This is a genomic window from Mycolicibacterium vulneris (genome assembly GCF_002104765.1).
In the GTDB taxonomy this organism is placed as follows: Bacteria; Actinomycetota; Actinomycetes; order Mycobacteriales; family Mycobacteriaceae; genus Mycobacterium; species Mycobacterium vulneris.
Map to the genome: position 1 here is coordinate 1 of NZ_NCXM01000014.1, position 17,702 is coordinate 17,702.

The window sequence follows — 17,702 nt, forward strand, 5'->3', positions numbered from 1 at the left end:
CAATCACCACCGGCAACACTCAGCGATAGGCAAGGTCCCACCCATCACGCGATTGATCAACCTGCCTGGGCAGTACAGCTAGAACAGCCGGCTGTCCGGCGGCGGTCCCGCCACCGGACGGACCAATCCGGCCCCGGTGACCATCGGCAGGTCCAATGCCGACAGCAGACCGGGCGGGGCCGCGCACACCGCCGGGATGGCGTTCACCATCCGCGAGGCGCCCGCGATGCGCGCCCCCAGGTCGTGGTCGTGGTCTTCGGCCATCTCGAATTCGCACCGCATGCTCGGCGATCCCTCGATCTCCACGCGGTAGAGGCCCTGCCCGGAGGCCAGCCCGTAGCCGAGGTCCTTCGGCGGGATCGAGATGTGCGGCTGCGGCCAGTCGGGGGCGATGTCGTCGCGCATCCGCGTCACGTGGTCGACCACGAAAGTCGGTTTCCCGTCGACATAACCGGTGAGCGTGGAGCGCATCGCGGCGATGGTTCCGGCGCCGATGTGACCGGTGGGGGTGTCGAAGGACTCGGTGGCGCAAATCCGCTCGTTGCCCTCCTCGATGCTGTCGACTTTGACGCCCAGACCCGCGGCGAGCTGGTGCAGAACGGGCCCCCAAGCGAAGGTGAAGATTCCGGGCTGCGCCGCGAACGCCTGATATTCCGGTGGCTTGCCGAAGCCGAGGATCTCATACACCGCCGACTTGTCCGGGTAGGTCGCGTAGTTGAACATCTCGGTTACCCGCACCGACTCGATCACCCGGGAAACGCCGGTAAGCACCAGTGGCAGCACGTCATTGGCGAACCCGGAGTCGATGCCGGTCGTGAAGAACGACACACCCCCGTCGAGCGCGGCCTGCCGCAGCGGGGTGGTGAAGGCGGCGTCAAGGCCGTCGGGGAACACCAGCGGCACGACCGAGCAGGACACCACGTTCTTGCCGGACCTCAGGATCGAAACCATGTCGGCCGTGGCATCGAGCGGCCGTAGGTTGGCGCCGGCGGCATACACCACCACGTCGGCGTCGCCGGCGAGCAGCGCCGCCGGGTCCTGGGTGGCCACCACGCCGACCGGCGCGATGCCGCACAACTCCCCGGCGTCGCGGCCGGCCTTCGCGTCGCTGTGCACCACAACGTCGACCAGTTCAAGCTCCGGATGGTCGATCACCCCACGCAGGGCGATCACACCCATGGATCCCGGCCCCCATACCCCCACCTTGAACACGACTGTCTCCTAATATTAGGACGCATATCCTTGCATTTCGGACGGATCGTAGGGAGGTGGCGGTGGATACGTCAATGGCCGCGACGCGGAGCGAATCGGGTGCCAAGTCACCGCCCACCGCGCGGGTGATGGACGTCCTTGCCGCCCTGGCGAATTCGGAACGCGGCCTGACCTCGGCCGAGGTGGCGAAGAGTTGCGCGATCAGCACCTCGACCTGCGCGCTGGTGCTGGCCGAGCTGGAGCGGCGGGCCTGGGTGGCGCGGCGCGTCGATCGCCGCTACGTGCTGGGCAGCGGGCTGTTCGGGCTGGTGCACGGGCTGCGCGAGCAGTTCCCGCTGCTGGACCGGGGGCGCGCCACGCTGCGCTTCCTGCACGACACGCTCGGGGCCGGCTGCTCGATGTCCAAAGTCGGCGCTCGGCATCTGACCACCGTCGACGCGGTCGGCCACGGCGCCGGCGGCCAACGCGCGGTGGGTCAGCGCTTCCCCATCGACCCGCCGTTCGGCCTGGTCGCCATGGCGTGGCGCGACGACCAGTTCGTCGAGGCGTGGTTGCGTCGGGTGACGCCCAGGCTCACCCGCACCGAAATCGCCGAGCACCAGAGGGTACTCGCCGATATCCGCGCCCGCGGCTACGGGGCGTGGCGGTTCGACGACACCCACCTGTCGCTGCGCAACCGGCTGACCGACGTGCTGGCCTCCCTGGAGCCGACGGCTCAGGTCGCCCGCCAGGTCACCACGCTGATGACGATGGTGACCCTGCAGTCGGTCACCGATGTCCTCGAAAGGGAATTAGCCACAACGGAATTCGTCGTCCTGCCGATCTTCGCCCATGACGGCCAGCCCGAGTACCAAATCCAGATTCACCTGGGCCACGCCACCGGGCTGACCCTGCCGGAACTCGACGCCGCGCTGCGGCACGCCCAGGGGCTACTCGCCGCGGAGCTGCCCTGAGGCGGCCGACGATTAGGCTGGGGTGATGCCCGCCAGCACGGAGATCAGGGATGCGGCAACCCGGGCCGTCACCAGTACCCCCTGGCTGAGCTCCCGGCACTCTTTCTCCTTCGGCGACCACTACGACCCGGACAACACCCACTTCGGGCTGCTGCTGGTGAACAACGACGATATCGTCGCGCCGGGAACGGGATTCGACACCCACCCACACCGGGACATGGAGATCGTGACCTGGGTGCTGCGCGGCGAACTGTCGCACCATGACTCCGCCGGCAATCGCGGGGTGATCTATCCCGGCCTGGCACAACGCATGTCGGCCGGTAGCGGGATCCTGCACTCCGAGCGAAACGACTCCCTCAGTGAGCCAGTTCATTTCGTGCAGATGTGGGTGATGCCCGACGAGGCCGGTGTGCACCCGAGCTACCAACAGCATGAGATCGACGACAAGCTGCTGGCGGGCAACCTTGTGCCGATCGCCTCAGGGATGTCCGCGCACGATGCCGCGATCACCCTGCACAACCGCAACGCCGCGCTGCACGCGACCCGGTTGCCGACCGGCGCCGCGGTGAGCCTTCCGCAGGCCCCCTACCTGCACCTTTTCGTGGCCCGGGGCCGAGTCAGCGTGGAAGGAATCGGCGCGGTGAACGAGGGCGACGCGGTGCGATTCACCGATGCGGACGGGCGGCGCGTGTCGGCGGGCGAGCCGTCGGAACTGCTGATCTGGGAGATGCACGCGAAGCTGGGTGACTGAGGCCGTAGCGGGCCGCAACCCATGGAGGGCCGGCGCCGCAGCCCATAGAGTGGGCACGACAGACAGGAGTCGGCATGCCTCACTCGCACCCGCAGCACGCGGCGCCCAACCCCAACCGGAACATCAAGGCGATCCGCACCGTGCGGTTCTGGGCGGCACCCCTGGTCATCACCGTGGCACTGATGTCGGCGTTGTGCGCGCTCTACCTCGGCGGCATCCTGAATCCCACGACCAACCTGCGCCATTTCCCCATAGCGGTGGTGAACGAGGACGCCGGGCCCGGCGGCGCACAGATCGTCGACCAGCTGGTCAATGGGTTGGACAAGAACAAGTTCGACGTCCGGGTGCTCTCCCGTAGCGAGGCCCGGCACCAACTGGACACCGGCCGGGTGTACGGCCAGGTGTTGATACCACCGAGCTTCTCGTCGAAGCTGCGGGACTTCGCGACCAGCGCGGTGCTGCCGGACCGCGTAGACCGGCCGTCGATCACGGTCTCTACCAATCCGCGTGCCGGCACCCTGGGGGCGAGCATCGCCGGCCAGACCCTCAACATGGCGATGGGAATCGCCAACGGCATAGCCGGGCAACGGGTTATCGCCGAGGTGGCCGCGCAAACCGGCGGTGCGCCGCTGGCCGGGGCGGCCCAGGTGGGACTCAGCGCCCCGATCGATATCCAGTCGAACGTCTACAACCCCCTGCCCAACGGCACCGGCAACGGCCTGTCGGCCTTCTACTACGCGCTCTTGCTGCTGCTGGCCGGCTTCACGGGCAGCATCGTGGTCAGCACGCTGGTGGACGCGTTGCTCGGTTATGTGCCGGCCGAATTCGGCCCCGTGTACCGGTTCGCCGAGCAGGTCAGGATCTCCAGATTTCAGACGCTGCTGCTGAAGTGGGCCATGATGGTGCTGCTCGGGTTGCTGACCTCGGCGGTGTACCTCGCGATCGCGGACGGGCTGGGCATGCCCATCGATCACAGCTGGCAGCTCTGGGCGTTCGGCGTGTTCGCGATCGCCGCCGTCGGCATCACGTCCAGTTCCCTGCTCTCGGTGCTGGGCACCGCCGGAATGCTGGTCAGCATGCTCATCTTCGTGATCCTCGGGCTGCCGTCGGCCGGCGCCACGGTGCCGCTGGAGGCGACTCCGTCGTTCTTTCGCTGGCTGGCCGAATTCGAGCCGATGCACCAGGTCTTCCTCGGGGCCCGGTCGCTGCTGTACTTCGGTGGCCGTGGCGATGCCGGCCTGACGCAGGCGCTGACCATGACGACGATCGGCCTCGTGATCGGGCTGCTGCTCGGTGGCATCGTCACACACCTCTACGACCGCAAGGGTTTTCACCGGATTCAGGGTGCGGTCGAGCTTGCTATCGCCCAGGAGCACCAGGCGCAGCACCAAACCCGCCGCGGCAAGCACGCGGACGCGGCCGCCGACAGCGAACCGGCCGAGCCCGCCGGTCCGGAGCCGGCCGAGGCCGCCGCCACCGGGCCCGCCGAGGCCGCCGCCACCTGGCCCGCCGAACCCACCGCTACCGGGCCCGAAAGTTCAACCGAGCAAGCGTAATTCGCGCGTAGCCCTACCGTCATCGCATTGTTATTTCTGTTGACAGTGTGACTTCTGGGACTGATGATGTTGCTGTTGCATTAGTACCTGGCGGAAAGGGCTATCGTGCTGACCCGACGCGCCAGCTTCCGCCGGCTCGCGGCGTGCTGCGCCACCGTCGTTGCCTGCCTCACCCTGGCCATCACCTCCGGACAGCCCCTCGCCCGGGCCGCCGACGGCCGCGACCTGCTGGCCAACGCCATCGGCAGCACCCGTGGTTCCTACCTGGTCTACAACTTCGGCCCCGGCCATCCCGCGCCGATGCTCAACGCCGGCGGCAGCTGGTACGAGATGAACAACGGCGGCCACCTGATGATCATCAAGAACGCGGCGGGACGCCTGTCGCCGCACCTGCTGGTCGACACACACCAGGGCGACCAGGCCCGCTGCGAAAACAACCCCGGCGCCCGCACCGCCGAGGGCCTCTGGCAGGCCTCGGAGCTGTACGCCCCGCTGCAGGCCTGGCAGCGCATGGGCCAGCCGACCATCGCGATCAACGCCAACTTCTTCGACGTCCGCGGCCAGAAGGGCGGCTCGTGGCGCCAGACCGGCTGCAGCTCACCGCTGGGCGCCTTCGTGGACAACACCCAGGGCCAGGGCCGCGCCAACCAGGCGGTCACCGGCACCGTCGCCTACCCCGGCAAGCAGGGCCTGTCCGGTGGCGGCGAAAGCTGGAGCGCCCTGTCCACCATGATCCTGCCGTCCGGTGGCGCCCCATATGTGGTGTGGCCCAAGACAAAGAGCGACTACGACGCCGCCACCCCGGTGGTCGCCGACCTGCTCAGCAAGAACGAGAAGTTCGTCGCGGTCTCCGGCATCGGGCTGTTGGCGCCCGGCAACACCGGACAGCTGCACGACGGCGGGCCCAGCGCGGCGCGAACGGCCATTGCTTACGCCAGGCAAAAGGACGAGATGTACATCTTCGAGGGCGGCAACTACACCCCGGACAACATGCAGGACCTGTTCCGCGGACTGGGCAGCGATAACGCCTTGCTGCTCGACGGCGGTGGCTCGTCGGCGATCGTGCTGCGCCGCGACACCGGGGGCATGTGGGCCGGCGCGGGATCGCCGCGCGGATCGTGTGACACCCGGCAGGTGCTCTGCGATTCACACGAGCGAGCGCTGCCCAGCTGGTTGGCGTTCAACTAGCAACGGCGCCAGCAGTTTTCGTCGCTGCCGGACCCCACCGGAAGATCAGCAGGCTCGCCGTTATCACCGCCGCGGTGACCACGAACACCGGGGCGATCACGTATCTCGACATCGTCGCACCGAAGAAGGCGCCGCCACACATGGTGGCGACCACGCCGATGCGCAGCCTGCGGCGTTCGCCGGTCCCGCCGGCCAGGCGACTGTCCAGTCCGAGGCTGACGATCGTCGACGTCAGCACCGTGGTGGACAGCTCCTGAATACCGAACTGACGCGCACTCGAGTGTTGTAAGCCGAACGTCACCGCGAGGATGCCTATCATGATCAGCTTTGAATTCCCTTGATAGCGCAGCAGTCCCGTGCCCGCCAGGGTCGCCAGCGCTACCAGCAGAACGATCTCGGTTGCCAGTAACGTGGTGATCCACGTTCGCGTGCGGATGCCGAAATGGCGTGCCAGACGGCCGCTGACGATCGTCGTGCAGAGGAAGGTCGGCAGCGCCACTGCGACGGCGGTCAGGTCGATTGTGGTGCTCGGCGCCAACCAGAATCCGAGGAAGATCACGTTGCCTGTCATGTTGGCGACGAACACGTGGCCGAGCGCCAGGATGCTGATCGAGTCGGCCAATCCGGTGGCGAAGGTCAACAGCAGCAACGCAGCGACGGTCCATCGTTCGGATACCGGTGATGTGACAGCCATGCGGTGCAGTGTATTTCGGCGCCACTCGCGGCCGGCGTCAAACTTTCGGCGTCAGATCCAGCGACGTGATCGTCGTCATCCTGGTCACCAGCCAACGGTTGTCGGACCGCTTCAAGAACAGCCGGTACGACAGGTACTTCAGCGACGGGACGTTCTTGGTCAGCGGGCTGGTGGAGGTCGTGTTGGTATAGACGATGACTGCGGCGTTGGGGTCGTCGAGCGTTTCGACCGCCGCGCCGGTGACCTCGGTGCTGTTGGTGATCTTGGCCTGCTTGTTGGGGGCCACGATCGCGTCGACGAATTTGCGGTACTGCGCTTCGAAATCGCCGCTGAGGTAGCGGGATGCGCGGTCGGCGAGCGTGTCCATGTTTTCCGGCGTGTAAGTCCACAGCGTGGTGATCGCGTTCGCGGCGGTCCGCGCGACGTTCAGCTTCGTTGCGGCGGTGGCCCGATCGGCCAGGTACGGCTGCATCATCGCGCCGGCGTACGCGGCGGACCCGACGAACAGCAGGGCGGCGATCGTGGCGACCACGGCCCAGGCCTTACCGGCCTGCCGCTTCTTTCCCGCGCCGTCGGCCGGCGCCGCGGCGGCGGTCTGTTCCGCGTCCTCGTCGACGGCCTCGGCATCGGTGCCGTCCGACGCGACCTTGTCGCCCTGAGCGCCGGATTCCGTTGTCGCATCTGCCTTTCCGGCGCGCCGCTCCGAGCCGTCGCCCTCCGCCGCGCCCGTCGCCTCGGTCTCGGGGGCGTCCGGTTGCTCCTCGGCGGTCACATCACCTGCTGCAGGTTGCTGATCTTCCACTGGTTCCCTTCCTGCGTCGCGGTTGCCGCCCAACGGTTGGCGTTCTCCAAGACCTGTTTTTCATCCGGCGACTTGGTGGTGATCGCCGTCGCCACCATGACGCTGACGCTGCCGTCGTCATTCCATCGCTCCAGGCCGGCGTCCAGGACGCTGCCGGTGGCCGGTTCGGCGCGCGCGACCTGGAGCAGGATCTGGTTGGCGTTCTGCTGGTACTGCTTGGCGAAGTCACCGGTCGCCTGCGCCAATATCCGGTTCACGTAGTCGTTTGCGTGAAAGGGATCGATGGAGGTGAACTGCGTCATGAACCCGGTCACGTAGCTGAGCACCTCGCGGTCCTTCGACGCGGTCCGCGCCCGGGAGTCATGCGAGCCGAGCATCAGTGCGCAGGCCGTGATCGCCGCGACCATGAGCAGCGCCGCGACCGTGCCGGCCAACGGCACCAGCCACGGCCGCTGCGCCTCGGCCTCGACCGGGCGCGCGATGAGCAGGGGCCGCTCGTCGGGTGCAAACCTGCGCCGCGGGCTCATTTTCCGCCCCCGGGCTGCTTCGGCTTGGTCAGCACATTGAGATCGTCGACGCGCCAGGCGTTTCCGCCGCCCTTGGTGAAGTTCACCCGCACGGTGGCGCTGATGTAGCGCTGCTCGGGCCCGATGCCGCGCCGGCCTTGCATGAACAGCAGCATCGTCGCCCGGTCCGGGCCCGCCGATTCGATCGAGCTGTTGGTGACCCAATACTCGTTGATGACCGGGTGCCCCTTCTGCACCAGGTCCTGCTGGGCGGCCAGCTGGGGCCGATATTTATCGGTCGCCAGCGACAGCGCCCGCGTGAAGTCGTCGTGCAGCGACTTGGGGTCGTACGTCAGCATCTGGGCGACGATCTTCGGTCCCTGCGTGGCGATTTCGGCGCGGGTCTGATCGGTCGCCCGGTCCGTGGAGTACACCACGAAAAAGCTGATCGCGGCCCCGGCCAGGCAGAGCGCCACCGCGCTCGACACCGCGACCGCGGTCCAGCGCCGGATGCGGGCCGGCACCGTGCCCGGATCCAGGGGGTGCACTTCGGTGCGCACCAACATGTCGGCGAACGTGCGGCGTCGTGAATCCCACAGGGGCCAAAGCCATCCCACAATCGAGACGGTATCGAGCAGGTGTGCGACGTCCCGGAGCAGCAGGGTCCACGGGCCCGGCGCACCGCCGGAGCGTCGCGTCACCGCGATGCCCACCAGCGCGCGGCCCAGGCTCCAGCCGGTGATCACCGGCAGCAGCAGCCGATTGACCAGCACCAGCAGGGTGACGACGCCGAGGACGGAGATGGCCAGCCACCACCACAGGCCGCCCGCCGGAACGGTGAACCACACCAATACCATCGTCGCGATCACCGCGAGGCCCGGGAGCACGTCGACGGCGAATGCGCGAACGCGAGAATGCCAGGGCGCCAAGCCTTCTCGCGGTGACTCCTGGATTGCCGTGGGCGCAGTCTGTTCGACCACCACCGTCACTTCGTCACCTGGTCGAGCTTGGAAATCTTGTACTGCCCCTCCGCGAAGGCCATCTTCACTCGCAGCCGGTAGCCTGCTTCGCTCTGGTTCTGGTCGCTGGCCACCTTGACGCGCAGCGCGACGAGGATGTCGATCGAACCGTCGGGGTTGTTGCGCTCGACGGCCGCCCGCACATCCGACACCTGAACGTGGATGTTCGCGGCCTGATACGCCTGCACGAGCATGCTGGTGTAGAGCAGCGCCTGCGAGCGGAACGCGTCCGTGCCGCAGTCGACGATCTTCTGCTCGCTCGCGGTCATCGCGTTGGTGTCCGGCGCCTGGGTTGCCGACACGCACTCCACCGCCGCCTTCAGCGCCGCGGCGTCGTTGCGGGCAATCCGCTGGCTTTGGTGGTGGTAGTGCAGCGCGAGGTAGCCGCCTCCACCGACGGCGAGGGCGCACAGCACCAGCACCGCGGCGATCGCGGCCAGCCACCCGCGGCTCACCCGCGACGGACCTCGCGGTGCGGCCACCGTGGGCTCGCCGGATTCCGCGCCATCCTCGGTAGCGCCGCCGGAGTCGGTAGCGCCCCCGGACTCGGTGGTGCCGCCGGACTCGGAGGTGTCGCCGGAGTCGGACGCGTCAGTGTCGGCAGCACCGTCCGTGGAGTCCACCGCATCCTCGGAAGCGTCCTGCGGACCGGTTTGCTCGGCTCCGTTCTCGGGTGCCGCCGAATCCTCGTTCTTGTCCTGGGTGGTCAACGAATCGTCCGTGTCGATGGGGTTCAGCCGGCTGGTGCCAGCATCTCCTTCCATCCATCGTCTCCTGTTCTGGTCGAGTTCTCGACGGAGTATTTAACTCCGTCTGGCCCTACCAGTTCACCGCTTTGGGGACTGTAGATCGCCGAGGGAGGCCCGCTGGGTTTGTAGACACAGGGGTTGGGCTGCTGGCCATTGCACTGCACGGTACCCGACCCCGGCCGGGACAACGGATCACTGGTGGGCGGGGGTGTGCCCGCGACACGGTCCGATGGCGCCGGGTTGAGCCCGTTGTCCACCGATGGCGCGGGGATCACCATGCCCGGTTTCACCGGCTGGTCACAGCGCGCCGCCGGCGCGGGGCAGGTCAGGGTCTGGTTGGGGTCGCCGAACCAGGGGTTGGTACCCGCCGGCACATACGGCTTGGGGTCGCGGCATTCGCGCGGAGTCGCGGCCCGTTTGCCCGGAATGTCCGTACACGGGATGTTGCGCGACCCGCGCACGCTGTTCGCCGGGGTGTCCATCGGGATCTTGCAGTACGTGCCCGTGGGCAACGGCTGGATGCTGGTGTCGGCCGGGGACCGCCACTCCGGGGCCGGGATGAACCCGGTCAGACACGGCGGCGGCTGGTTGATCGACAGCGCCAGGTCGAGCGCGGCCATGTTTGGGAACGGCGCGGCCACCGTCTGTGCGATCGACGCACCCTGCGGGAGGAACACCAAGACCTGCTCGACGCCGGTGTGGTAGCGCTTGAGCAGGTCGAAGACGACCTCGAGGTTGGCCAGCGTCTGCGGCAGCGAATCCCGCACGTCGTTGAAGACCGAGTTGACCTGGTCGGCCGTCGGCGCCGCCTGGCGCAGCACGCTCTTCAGGTGTGGGTCCTCCTGCGCGGACTGAGCGCCCAGCCTGTTCAGGTTGCGCGCCCAGCGCTCGATGTTGTCACTCGACTTGACCTGGCTGTCCAGCACCGGCCCGGAGTTCTGGATGATGTCGTTGACGTCGGTCATCTGGTTCTTGAAGTCGCCGACGATCGCCTGCGTCGCGTCGACCAACCGCTGCAGGTTGGGGCCCAACCCGCCGACGGATTGCGCGGTCTCGTCGAGCAGCTGGCCGATCTTCTCCTTGGGCAGCACCGACAGCCCGCGGTTCGCCGTGTCCAGGGCGGGCCCGATCTCGGCGGGCACGGTGCCCTTCGTGATCGTCTGCCCGTCGGCCAGGTACTTGCCGGGGTTCCCGCTCGACGTCAGGTCCAGGTACTGCTCACCGACGGCCGATACCGAGTGCACGTTGGCCGTGGCGTCGATCGGGATCTTGTAGTGGCTGTCGATGCTCATCGTCGCCTGGGCGCCGCGCTCGGTGGGCTCCACGTCGGTCACCTTGCCGATGGTGACACCGCGATAGGTGACGTTGGCGGTGGGATACAGCCCACCCGACGCGGGCAGGTCGGCCTTCAGGGTGTAGCGGCCGATGCCCACCAGGCTCGGGATCTGCAGGTAGTAGATACCGAGCACGAGCAGCGAGATGACGGTCAGGATCCCGAAGGCGACCAGCTGGCGTCGGATGAAGGGAGTCAGCATTGGCTTCTGTCCGCCCTTTCCACCAGCGGTCCACCCGGTGCATCATTCGGGTTCGGCGTGTAGCGCACGTCCGGGATCATCGTCTCCGGATCGCGCCCGAACGACTGCTCGAGCGCCCGCAGGGCTCCCGACAATCCGGTCCCGGTGAGGAACGCGTTGTCGACCGCACTGTAGGTCAGGTCGAGCGTCAGCGAGATGTTGATGTAGTCGCCGCGGAAGATCTTCGGCACCGTGTCGATGTCGAACGGCTGGGTGAGGATCAGCTTCAGCGCGCCGATCAGGTACGGCGAGGCCCGGCCGAGCTCCTTCAGCGGGCACTGCAGCGCCTGCAGGTCGGTGTGCAGCGGACCGCGCGCCTCCGACAGGTACTGGTCGGCCGCCTGGCTGAGGCGTCCCACCGAGTCGACGGCGTTGATCAGATGCTGCTGATAGTCCTTGTTCGCGAAGTATTTGATCAGCGGCGGGATGTCGGTCAGCACCCGGTCCAGGACGTCCGCGCGGCTGCCCACGTAGGTCAGCAGCCGGTTGGTGGAGTCGATGGCGTGGGTGATGTCATCGCGCTGCTCGTTGAGCTGCCGGGTGAAGGTGTCCAGCTTGCCGAGCAGCGCCCGGATCTGGTCGGCGCGACCGTTGAAGATGTTGTAGATCTCGTTCTGCAGCACCTCGAGGTTCGGGATGCCGCCGCCGCGCAGGATCAGCGACAGGCTGGCCAGCGTCTGCTCGGTTGTCGGATAGGACTGCGAGTTCTTCAGCGGGATGGTGTCGCCGCTCTTGAGCAACTCGGGCGACGGGTTCGGCGGCGCGGCGAGCTCGACGTGCTGCGAACCCAGCAGCGAGGTCTGGCCGATCTTGGCGGTGGCGTTCTTGGGCAGCTTGGTGTTCTTGTCCACGCCCAGCGTCAGGGTGGCGATCCAGTTCTTCAACTGGATGGCTTTGATCGAGCCGACGAAGACGTCGGCGACCATCACCTTGCTGTTGCCGTTGATCGCGAGGGTGTCCGGCACCTGCACGTAGATGGTCATGGATCCCGCTCCGCCGCCGGGGCCCCCCGGGATCGCGACGTTGGAGATGCCCTTCCAGCCACACGAACTCAACACCATCGCAGCGACCAGCAGGGTCAGCGCCTGCCAGCTCCGACGGCGAATCATCGGGAGCGCGTCCCTCACGGGCCGACGGTTCGGCTTGCCCATCACTGGCCACCTCCGAAGTCAGCGGGTGCAGCCGGGCCACCGGCGTTCGGCGCGGGCGCCGACACCGGCGCCGGTGTCGGTGCGACCGGACCCGGGATCACCTCCGGCCCCGGCGGTGGCGGCGGAATCGGGACCTGCGGCGGATTCTGGCCGATGACGGGCGCTATCGGGTTCTCGTCATAGGCGTTTGGCGGGCCCGGCGGGGTCTGCAGGTTCGACTGGACGGGTGCGATGTTCGGCCCACCCATCAGCTCTCCCAGCGAGTCCGGCGTCATCAGGCCCGCGGTGATCGGCCCGACCTGCTGGCCCTGCATGCCCGGGGCGACGATCCAGCCCGGCTGGGTGTTGCGGTGCGACGTCGGGGTGTCCGGCACCCAGATGCCCGGGACGGTGGTGTCCTTGTATCCGTTCGGCGGGTGCAGCCGGTCCTCGGAGTAGGCGACCTCCTTCGGCAGCGTCTCGGCAGTGCTGAATAGGTTCAACCCGAACGGCGGGTAGTTGAACTTGATCGCGTCGAGAATCGGCGAGAGGTACTGCGCACACAGTTCGGCCGACTCCTGGTAGCCCAACCGGCTGCCGGCCTGGATCGCACTACAGATGAACTGCATCGGGTTCGCGAAGTTGGTGATCGACGGAATGGCGACCACCGAGCCGTGCGACGGGTGATAGATCTGGTTGATGTTCGCCGCGGCCGTCGGCAGAACGTGCAGCGCGGTCTCCAGCCCGTTCAGCGGATCCGGTTGCAGCAGCGCGTTCGTGGCGGTTTCCAGGTTGTTGATGTCTTGGACCAGCACCCCGCGGTTCTGGTTCAGCCAGGGCCGCACGGTGGTGAGCAGGCTGTCGAACTGCACGATCGCGTTGGCCAGGTCGGTATCGGAATGCCCGAGCCGCGTGGTGAAGTCGGCGAGGTTCTGGTTGAGCGCGACGAACTGCTGGTCGTCGTTGTGCAGTGCGTTGACGAACAGCGCCAGGCTGCGCACCACCGCGAAGAAGTCGCCGCGACCCTCGTTCAGCGCGGTCAGCGCCTGCGACAGGCTGGTCAGCGTGCTGTTGAACTGCTTCCCCTTGCCGGCCAGCCCGTTGGCGAACGACTCGATGACCTCACCGAACGGGCCCTTGGGCTGCTCGGGTGTCGGGCCCAGCTTGGAGATGATGTTGGTGATGCTGTTGCGCAGCTGGTCCCACTCCACCGGCACCTGGGTGCGCTCTTCGGGGATCACCGCGTTGTCGGCCAGCACCGGCCCGCCCTTGTAGGCCGGCTCCAGCTGGATGGCCCGCGAGGCCACCAGGGTGGGGTTGAGGATCACGGCCGAGGCGTTGGCCGGTACCCGGTACTTATTTTCGTAGTGGAACGTGACCTTCATCTTGTCGCCGCTGGGCTCGATCTTGTCGATCGCGCCCACCCGCAGACCCATGATCTGGACCTTGTCCCCCGCGTACAGCGCGTTCGCCGCCGGGAAATAGGCCACCACGGTGTTGTTGGTCAGCTTCTCGTAGAGCCGCCAGCCGACATAGCCGACGACCAGCGCCAGGATCACCACCAGCGATCCGATGATGACCGATGCCCGAGACAGCCTCGGCAGCCGCAGGTTGCGGATGTCAAAGATGGTGCTCAATTCTGGCTACCTCCCCCCGCTGCGCCACTGCCTCCGGCTCCGCCGGGGTTGATGAACGGTGCCGGTAGCTGGTTGCCCGGCCCGGGCGGCGCCGCCGGTCCCGGCGGGAATCCCGGCGCGAACGTCGACGGCGGCGGCGGCGGTCCGGCCGGTGCGAGGTTCTCGGTGCGAGCACCCGGGGGTGCCTGCGTCGGCAATGGCACCGGCGTGCCCGGCACGTCAGGCGGCGGGTCACCCGGCCGGCCCGCGATCGGGATGCCCGGCGTCGGCGGCAGACCCGCGGGGTTCGGCGGCGACGTCATCACGTCGACTGGAGCCGGGAAGCCCGGCCCACCGAACGGTCCCGACGCCGCACCCGCACACGGCAACGGATTCCACGGCCGCGGCAGACCCTCGTCCCCGACGGTGACATTGCCGCCGGGGTTGGCCGGCGTGTACGAGCACGGCGATCCCGGTGGGACGGCCGGGCCCGGGTGATCGGGCGTGCCCTCGAGCACCGGCGGCGCCGGCGGCGGCGCACCATTCGGGAACCGTGTCCCGTTCGGGTCGGGCCAGCGGTATTCCGGCAGTCCCGCACCGCGCCAGAAGTTCTCCGGATCGATGCCGCGCTTCTTGAAGGCGGCGTCGACCCACGGCTGCGAAATCTGGTACAGGGCCAGGTTGTGCAGGACCACCTTGAAGAACGGCCCCGACGCGATGGCCTCGTTCAGCGAGGGCAGGAACTTGCCGACCTCGGTGAAACCGTTGGCCAGGTCGTCTTTGCGCTGCACCAGGATGTCGCTGACCGTGCGCAGCTGTTCCAGCACGTGGTTCAGGTTCGGGTTGTCGTTGATCAGGCCCTTGACCTGTTCGGAGAACGCAGCGATGTTGCCGAGCAGGGCGTTGATGGCCTGGCCGCGCTCGTTGAAGGCGGCCAGCAGCGTGTTGGTGTTGACCAGCAACCGGTCGACTTGATCGCTGCGTTTACCGAGGATGCCCGCCACCTGGTTGGCCTGGGCCAGCAGGTGCTTGACCTCTTCGTCGCGCTTGCCGATGGTGTCGGAGAACTTCTCCACGCCCTCCAGGGCCGGGCTCAGGTGCGGGTAGGTCTGGTCGATGGTCTGCGAAAGCACGTGCAGGGACTGCTTGACGGTGTCGATGTCCCAACCCTGGGCGGCCTTGGTGACGTCGAAGAACGCGTCATAAATCTGGTAGGGCGTGGTGCTTTGGCCGATTGGCAATGTCGCGCCCGGCCGCAGCGGCTGGTTGCCGCGCGCCTCCAGTTCCAGGACCTTCTTTCCGAGGATGGTGTCGGTCTTGACTGCGAGCCGGCTCTCGGTGCCGAACGTTGCGGTGCCGGCGTTGAATTGGACCACGATGTGATCGCCGTCGATCTTGAGGCCCTCCACCTTGCCGACCTCCACGCCGGCGATACGCACCTTGTCGCCTTTGCTGAGCCCGCCGGTATCGGTGAACTGCCCGTAGTAGTGCGGTTTGGCCATCAACATCGGGACACTGGTGAAGCTTTGGCCGACGCCGATCACGAGCAACGTCACAACGATGCCCATCAGCCCGATGCGGATCCGGTTCTCTGGTTCCAGTGTTCTCATTGCGGCGTGCACCTACCCGTGGGCTGCTGGAACAGCCGGACCGTGCGGACCGGGCCACCGGCCTGCAGACCGTTGATCTTCAAGGTGATGTCGCAGGCGTAGAAGTTCACGAAGTCCCCGTAGGAGCCGATGGCGCGGCCGATCATGTTCAACGCCGTCGGCACCCTCTTGAGGTAGTCCTGCAGTTGGTCTTGCTGGTCGATCAGCGGCTGCTGCACAGCGTCCAGGTAGTTGATCGTCTTGTGCAGGAGGCCGCGGTCCTCGGCCAGCAGGTCGGCGACCGTGCCGGCGGCGTTGCTGATGTGCGCGACGCCACCCGCCAGTTGGTCACGGTGGTCGTTGAGGCCGGTGATCAGCACCTCGAGGTTATTGATGGTCTGGTCGAATTGCTGGCGGTGCCGGACCGTGGTGTCCAGAACCGTGTTCAGGTTCTTGATGACCTCGCCGATCGCCTGGTCGCGCTCACCGAGTTGGCTGGTCAGCTGCGCGGTCTGGTCGAGGATGTCGTTGATGGTGCCGCCCTGGCCCTGGAAGACAGTGACCAGCGCGCTGGCGATGGTGTTGACCTTCTGCGGGTCCAGCGCCCGGAACAGCGGCTTGAACCCACCGATCAGGGCGTCGAGGTCCAGCGCCGGCTGGGTGCGTGCCAGCGGGATGAACCCGCCGGCCGGCAGGACCTTGTCGGCGCCTTCGCCCTGACCGCGCTTGAGCTCCAGGTAGCGGTTTCCGATCAGGTCGAGGTAGCGGATCTGGGCGGTTGTCGACTGGTACAGCGGGATCGAGCGGTCGACGTTGAATTTCACCCGGGCGCGCTTGCCGCCGTCGACCAGCTCCACCTTGTCGACCTTGCCGACCTCGACCCCCGAGGCGCGGACGAACTGGCCCGCACGCAGGCCGCTGGCGCTGGTGAACTCCGCCGAGTACGCGTTGGTGCGGTCGAAGCGCATCTGACCGAACACCACGATGATCATCACAGTGAAGATCAGCAGCACCACCGAGAAGATGCCGAGTTTGACAAGGGTTCCAGTGATTTTCATGGGTTGATCGTGTTATCCCCTACCTGGCGTCCCCAGACGTACTCGATCGCGTATGGCGATCCGGTGTCCAGGTGGTTGTACGGCGCGAGGCTGTTGCCGGAGTCCATCACCAGCTCCGGTGCGGGCCACAGGTCGTGGGTGAGCGGCTGCCAGCAGCCCGGCGCGCCGCCGGGACCGCCGCGAGCGTTCACCCGCGGCAGATTCTCCGGGTAGATGTAGGGGTTCGGGGCACCGCCGACCAGGCCGGCCGTGGCGCCGAGGCCCAGCGTGAGCGCCGCGACGGCGACCAGCGACAGCGGGTTGGCGACGAGTCCCAATCCGGACAGCGCCTGGGTGTGGGCGACCAGCGAGTAGCCGTTGCCGCCCAGGAAGGCCGCGGCCTTGGGCTCGATGTCGTGGTAGTTGCGCACGGTGCAGAACAGCTCGGGGCTGTAGGTGTCCAGCAGCTGCGCCGTCGGCACCAGGTCTTCGGCACCGCGCGCCAGGTACGGGCCGCCCTTGTTGAACAGCTCGGCGCCGGTGTTGCCGAACCCGGCCGCCGACAGCAGCGCCTGGTCCAGATCTTTCTGCTGGGCGTTGATCGTGCGCGAGGTGATCACCGCGTTGTTCAGGAAGTCGAACAGGTCCGGCGACGCGTTTGCGTATGTATCGCCCAGTGCGGCCAACCGCTGAATGTCTTTGCGGGCCTGCGGCATTTGCGGATTCACGTCATCGAGGAGGGCATTGGCGTTGGTGACCGACCGACCGAACTTCTCCCCCAGCCCCGTCAACGACTGCGCCGCCGCGCTCAACGTCAGATTCAGCTTGACCGGATCCACCTTCTCCGCGATCGAGGTGATCGTCTGAAACAGCGTGTTGATCTCGGTGGTCACCGAGCGGGCATCGATCACCGTGTGCGTCGAGATCTTCTGTGGCGATGGGTTTGCCGGCGTCGTCAGCGACACATACTTACCGCCGAACACCGTCGTCGCCTTGATGTCGGCGTTCACATTCGACGGGATCAGCTTCAGGTACCGCGGGTACACCTCGAGGGTGAACTTCGCCGCCGGCTTCCCGTCGCGCACGGTCTCCGCAATCGAGCCCACCCGGCCGATCTCCACCCCGTTGTAGGTCACCTTCGAACCCGGATCCATCACCAACCCGGCCCGCGACGCCAACATGGTCAGCTCCGTCTTGGGCGTGAAGTTGCCCCGGAACTGGCCGTAGATCAGCGCCAGCGCGAGCGCGGCGACGACGAGGATCGCGACGCCGGCCAGCTTGTACGGCGGGGTCCGCGGGGCGTTGGTCTGGATCGGTCGGGTCATG

16 protein-coding genes are annotated in these 17,702 nt (G+C 67.2%); 4 read left to right on the forward strand and 12 right to left on the reverse strand.

Going from position 1 to position 17,702, the window contains the following annotated elements:
• Window positions 1–78: 78 nt before the first annotated feature.
• A complete protein-coding gene (locus B8W69_RS14815) occupies window positions 79–1,212 on the reverse strand; it encodes an NAD(P)H-dependent amine dehydrogenase family protein (RefSeq protein ID WP_085290543.1) in 1,134 nt (377 codons plus the stop codon).
• Window positions 1,213–1,286: 74 nt separating this feature from the next.
• On the opposite strand from B8W69_RS14815, the gene B8W69_RS14820 reads away from it, so the two are divergent.
• The 4 genes from B8W69_RS14820 (at window position 1,287) to B8W69_RS14835 (ending at window position 5,660) form a co-directional block, all read left to right on the forward strand.
• On the forward strand, window positions 1,287–2,165 hold the full coding sequence (locus tag B8W69_RS14820; RefSeq protein WP_085290544.1) for a helix-turn-helix domain-containing protein: 879 nt from the start codon (window positions 1,287–1,289) through the stop codon (window positions 2,163–2,165).
• Between the two features lie 25 nt (window positions 2,166–2,190).
• Window positions 2,191–2,916, forward strand: a complete 726-nt coding sequence (locus B8W69_RS14825) for a pirin family protein (RefSeq protein ID WP_085290545.1) — start codon at window positions 2,191–2,193, stop codon at window positions 2,914–2,916.
• A 74-nt stretch (window positions 2,917–2,990) separates the two neighbouring features.
• On the forward strand, window positions 2,991–4,472 hold the full coding sequence (locus B8W69_RS14830; RefSeq protein ID WP_085290546.1) for a YhgE/Pip domain-containing protein: 1,482 nt from the start codon (window positions 2,991–2,993) through the stop codon (window positions 4,470–4,472).
• Window positions 4,473–4,559: 87 nt separating this feature from the next.
• Window positions 4,560–5,660, forward strand: a complete 1,101-nt coding sequence (locus B8W69_RS14835) for a phosphodiester glycosidase family protein (protein ID WP_110881944.1) — start codon at window positions 4,560–4,562, stop codon at window positions 5,658–5,660.
• Here the strand turns inward: B8W69_RS14835 and B8W69_RS14840 are convergent.
• From B8W69_RS14840 to B8W69_RS14890, 11 genes are read right to left on the reverse strand one after another with little or no spacing between them, the layout of a single operon-like run.
• The gene (locus B8W69_RS14840; RefSeq protein ID WP_085290548.1) at window positions 5,653–6,354 is read right to left on the reverse strand and encodes a YoaK family protein; all 702 of its coding nucleotides are present in this window, start codon (window positions 6,352–6,354) and stop codon (window positions 5,653–5,655) included. The two genes, B8W69_RS14835 and B8W69_RS14840, sit on opposite strands and share 8 nt — an antisense overlap.
• A 37-nt stretch (window positions 6,355–6,391) precedes the next feature.
• The gene (locus tag B8W69_RS14845) at window positions 6,392–7,156 is read right to left on the reverse strand and encodes a mammalian cell entry protein (protein WP_085290549.1); all 765 of its coding nucleotides are present in this window, start codon (window positions 7,154–7,156) and stop codon (window positions 6,392–6,394) included.
• Window positions 7,123–7,683 (reverse strand): Rv1363c family protein, encoded by a 561-nt coding sequence (locus tag B8W69_RS14850; RefSeq protein ID WP_085290550.1) that lies wholly within the window; start codon window positions 7,681–7,683, stop codon window positions 7,123–7,125. Before B8W69_RS14850 ends, B8W69_RS14845 begins: the two co-directional genes overlap by 34 nt.
• Window positions 7,680–8,651, reverse strand: a complete 972-nt coding sequence (locus tag B8W69_RS14855; RefSeq protein WP_085290551.1) for an RDD family protein — start codon at window positions 8,649–8,651, stop codon at window positions 7,680–7,682. The genes B8W69_RS14850 and B8W69_RS14855 overlap by 4 nt, the downstream gene beginning before the upstream one ends.
• Window positions 8,648–9,445 carry an Rv1363c family protein gene (locus B8W69_RS14860; RefSeq protein ID WP_085290552.1) on the reverse strand — a complete coding sequence of 266 codons (798 nt, stop codon included), beginning with the start codon at window positions 9,443–9,445 and terminating at the stop codon, window positions 8,648–8,650. The genes B8W69_RS14855 and B8W69_RS14860 overlap by 4 nt, the downstream gene beginning before the upstream one ends.
• Window positions 9,415–10,965 carry a virulence factor Mce family protein gene (locus B8W69_RS14865; RefSeq protein ID WP_085290553.1) on the reverse strand — a complete coding sequence of 517 codons (1,551 nt, stop codon included), beginning with the start codon at window positions 10,963–10,965 and terminating at the stop codon, window positions 9,415–9,417. Before B8W69_RS14865 ends, B8W69_RS14860 begins: the two co-directional genes overlap by 31 nt.
• Window positions 10,959–12,155: a virulence factor Mce family protein gene (locus tag B8W69_RS14870; protein WP_085290554.1), complete on the reverse strand. Its 1,197-nt coding sequence runs from the start codon at window positions 12,153–12,155 to the stop codon at window positions 10,959–10,961. The genes B8W69_RS14865 and B8W69_RS14870 overlap by 7 nt, the downstream gene beginning before the upstream one ends.
• Window positions 12,155–13,771, reverse strand: a complete 1,617-nt coding sequence (locus B8W69_RS14875) for a virulence factor Mce family protein (RefSeq protein ID WP_085290555.1) — start codon at window positions 13,769–13,771, stop codon at window positions 12,155–12,157. The genes B8W69_RS14870 and B8W69_RS14875 overlap by 1 nt, the downstream gene beginning before the upstream one ends.
• Complete coding sequence (locus B8W69_RS14880) at window positions 13,768–15,360, reverse strand: virulence factor Mce family protein (protein ID WP_085290556.1); 1,593 nt, start codon at window positions 15,358–15,360, stop codon at window positions 13,768–13,770. Before B8W69_RS14880 ends, B8W69_RS14875 begins: the two co-directional genes overlap by 4 nt.
• Complete coding sequence (locus B8W69_RS14885) at window positions 15,357–16,397, reverse strand: virulence factor Mce family protein (protein WP_085290557.1); 1,041 nt, start codon at window positions 16,395–16,397, stop codon at window positions 15,357–15,359. Before B8W69_RS14885 ends, B8W69_RS14880 begins: the two co-directional genes overlap by 4 nt.
• Entirely contained in the window at window positions 16,394–17,701 is a 1,308-nt protein-coding gene (locus tag B8W69_RS14890; RefSeq protein WP_085290675.1) for an MCE family protein, read from the reverse strand. Before B8W69_RS14890 ends, B8W69_RS14885 begins: the two co-directional genes overlap by 4 nt.
• Window position 17,702 lies beyond the last annotated feature (1 nt).